At 51.4% G+C, this 3,256-nt stretch carries 1 rRNA gene; it reads left to right on the top strand.

The features are described 5' to 3' along the window. Positions 1–298: 298 nt before the first annotated feature. Positions 299–3,189 (top strand): 23S ribosomal RNA (locus tag CWE01_RS32665). Positions 3,190–3,256: the final 67 nt, after the last annotated feature.

Raw genomic sequence — 3,256 nt, forward strand, 5'->3', positions numbered from 1 at the left:
CCTGCCTTGCACGCAGGAGGTCAACGGTTCGATCCCGTTTGGCTCCACCACTTACTGCTGTTTCTGTTGTTAGAGCTTAGAAATGAGCATTCCATCATGGTGATGGTGAATGTTGATTTCTAGTCTTTGATTAGATCGTTCTTTAAAAATTTGGGTATGTGATAGAAAGATAGACTGGACGTTACTTTCACTGGTAACGGATCAGGCTAAGGTAAAATTTGTGAGTGACTCTTAAGAGTTTTGCGAATTTTCGGCGAATGTCGTCTTCACAGTATAACCAGATTGCTTGGGGTTATATGGTCAAGTGAAGAAGCGCATACGGTGGATGCCTTGGCAGTCAGAGGCGATGAAAGACGTGGTAGCCTGCGAAAAGCTTCGGGGAGTCGGCAAACAGACTTTGATCCGGAGATGTCTGAATGGGGGAACCCAGCCATCATAAGATGGTTATCTTGTACTGAATACATAGGTGCAAGAGGCGAACCAGGGGAACTGAAACATCTAAGTACCCTGAGGAAAAGAAATCAACCGAGATTCCCTTAGTAGTGGCGAGCGAACGGGGACTAGCCCTTAAGTGGCTTTGAGATTAGCGGAACGCTCTGGAAAGTGCGGCCATAGTGGGTGATAGCCCTGTACGCGAAAATCTCTTGGTCATGAAATCGAGTAGGACGGGGCACGAGAAACCTTGTCTGAATATGGGGGGACCATCCTCCAAGGCTAAATACTACTGACTGACCGATAGTGAACTAGTACCGTGAGGGAAAGGCGAAAAGAACCCCGGAGAGGGGAGTGAAATAGATCCTGAAACCGTATGCGTACAAGCAGTGGGAGCCCACGTTGTTGGGTGACTGCGTACCTTTTGTATAATGGGTCAGCGACTTATTTTCAGTGGCGAGCTTAACCGAATAGGGGAGGCGTAGCGAAAGCGAGTCTTAATAGGGCGTCTAGTCGCTGGGAATAGACCCGAAACCGGGCGATCTATCCATGGGCAGGTTGAAGGTTGGGTAACACTAACTGGAGGACCGAACCGACTACCGTTGAAAAGTTAGCGGATGACCTGTGGATCGGAGTGAAAGGCTAATCAAGCTCGGAGATAGCTGGTTCTCCTCGAAAGCTATTTAGGTAGCGCCTCATGTATCACTGTAGGGGGTAGAGCACTGTTTCGGCTAGGGGGTCATCCCGACTTACCAAACCGATGCAAACTCCGAATACCTACAAGTGCCGAGCATGGGAGACACACGGCGGGTGCTAACGTCCGTCGTGAAAAGGGAAACAACCCAGACCGTCAGCTAAGGTCCCAAAGTCATGGTTAAGTGGGAAACGATGTGGGAAGGCTTAGACAGCTAGGAGGTTGGCTTAGAAGCAGCCACCCTTTAAAGAAAGCGTAATAGCTCACTAGTCGAGTCGGCCTGCGCGGAAGATGTAACGGGGCTCAAACCATGCACCGAAGCTACGGGTATCACTTAGGTGATGCGGTAGAGGAGCGTTCTGTAAGCCTGTGAAGGTGAGTTGAGAAGCTTGCTGGAGGTATCAGAAGTGCGAATGCTGACATGAGTAACGACAATGGGTGTGAAAAACACCCACGCCGAAAGACCAAGGTTTCCTGCGCAACGTTAATCGACGCAGGGTTAGTCGGTCCCTAAGGCGAGGCTGAAAAGCGTAGTCGATGGAAAACAGGTTAATATTCCTGTACTTCTGGTTATTGCGATGGAGGGACGGAGAAGGCTAGGCCAGCTTGGCGTTGGTTGTCCAAGTTTAAGGTGGTAGGCTGGACTCTTAGGTAAATCCGGGAGTCTAAGGCCGAGAGCTGATGACGAGTTGCCATTAGGCGACGAAGTGGTTGATGCCATGCTTCCAAGAAAAGCTTCTAAGCTTCAGGTAACCAGGAACCGTACCCCAAACCGACACAGGTGGTTGGGTAGAGAATACCAAGGCGCTTGAGAGAACTCGGGTGAAGGAACTAGGCAAAATGGCACCGTAACTTCGGGAGAAGGTGCGCCGGTGAGGGTGAAGGACTTGCTCCGTAAGCCCATGCCGGTCGAAGATACCAGGCCGCTGCGACTGTTTATTAAAAACACAGCACTCTGCAAACACGAAAGTGGACGTATAGGGTGTGACGCCTGCCCGGTGCCGGAAGGTTAATTGATGGGGTTAGCTAACGCGAAGCTCTTGATCGAAGCCCCGGTAAACGGCGGCCGTAACTATAACGGTCCTAAGGTAGCGAAATTCCTTGTCGGGTAAGTTCCGACCTGCACGAATGGCGTAACGATGGCGGCGCTGTCTCCACCCGAGACTCAGTGAAATTGAAATCGCTGTGAAGATGCAGTGTATCCGCGGCTAGACGGAAAGACCCCGTGAACCTTTACTATAGCTTTGCACTGGACTTTGAATTTGCTTGTGTAGGATAGGTGGGAGGCTTTGAAGCGTGGACGCCAGTTCGCGTGGAGCCAACCTTGAAATACCACCCTGGCAACTTTGAGGTTCTAACTCAGGTCCGTTATCCGGATCGAGGACAGTGTATGGTGGGTAGTTTGACTGGGGCGGTCTCCTCCTAAAGAGTAACGGAGGAGTACGAAGGTGCGCTCAGACCGGTCGGAAATCGGTCGTAGAGTATAAAGGCAAAAGCGCGCTTGACTGCGAGACAGACACGTCGAGCAGGTACGAAAGTAGGTCTTAGTGATCCGGTGGTTCTGTATGGAAGGGCCATCGCTCAACGGATAAAAGGTACTCCGGGGATAACAGGCTGATACCGCCCAAGAGTTCATATCGACGGCGGTGTTTGGCACCTCGATGTCGGCTCATCACATCCTGGGGCTGAAGCCGGTCCCAAGGGTATGGCTGTTCGCCATTTAAAGTGGTACGCGAGCTGGGTTTAGAACGTCGTGAGACAGTTCGGTCCCTATCTGCCGTGGACGTTTGAGATTTGAGAGGGGCTGCTCCTAGTACGAGAGGACCGGAGTGGACGAACCTCTGGTGTTCCGGTTGTCACGCCAGTGGCATTGCCGGGTAGCTATGTTCGGGAAAGATAACCGCTGAAAGCATCTAAGCGGGAAACTTGCCTCAAGATGAGATCTCACTGGAACCTTGAGTTCCCTGAAGGGCCGTCGAAGACTACGACGTTGATAGGTTGGGTGTGTAAGCGCTGTGAGGCGTTGAGCTAACCAATACTAATTGCCCGTGAGGCTTGACCATATAACACCCAAGCAATTTGCTGATCCGAAAGGACGCCAGATTGCGGTGTGTGAAGACGAAACGAACC

It is taken from the genome of Pseudomonas sp. QS1027, assembly GCF_002814235.1.
Lineage (GTDB): Bacteria > Pseudomonadota > Gammaproteobacteria > Pseudomonadales > Pseudomonadaceae > Aquipseudomonas.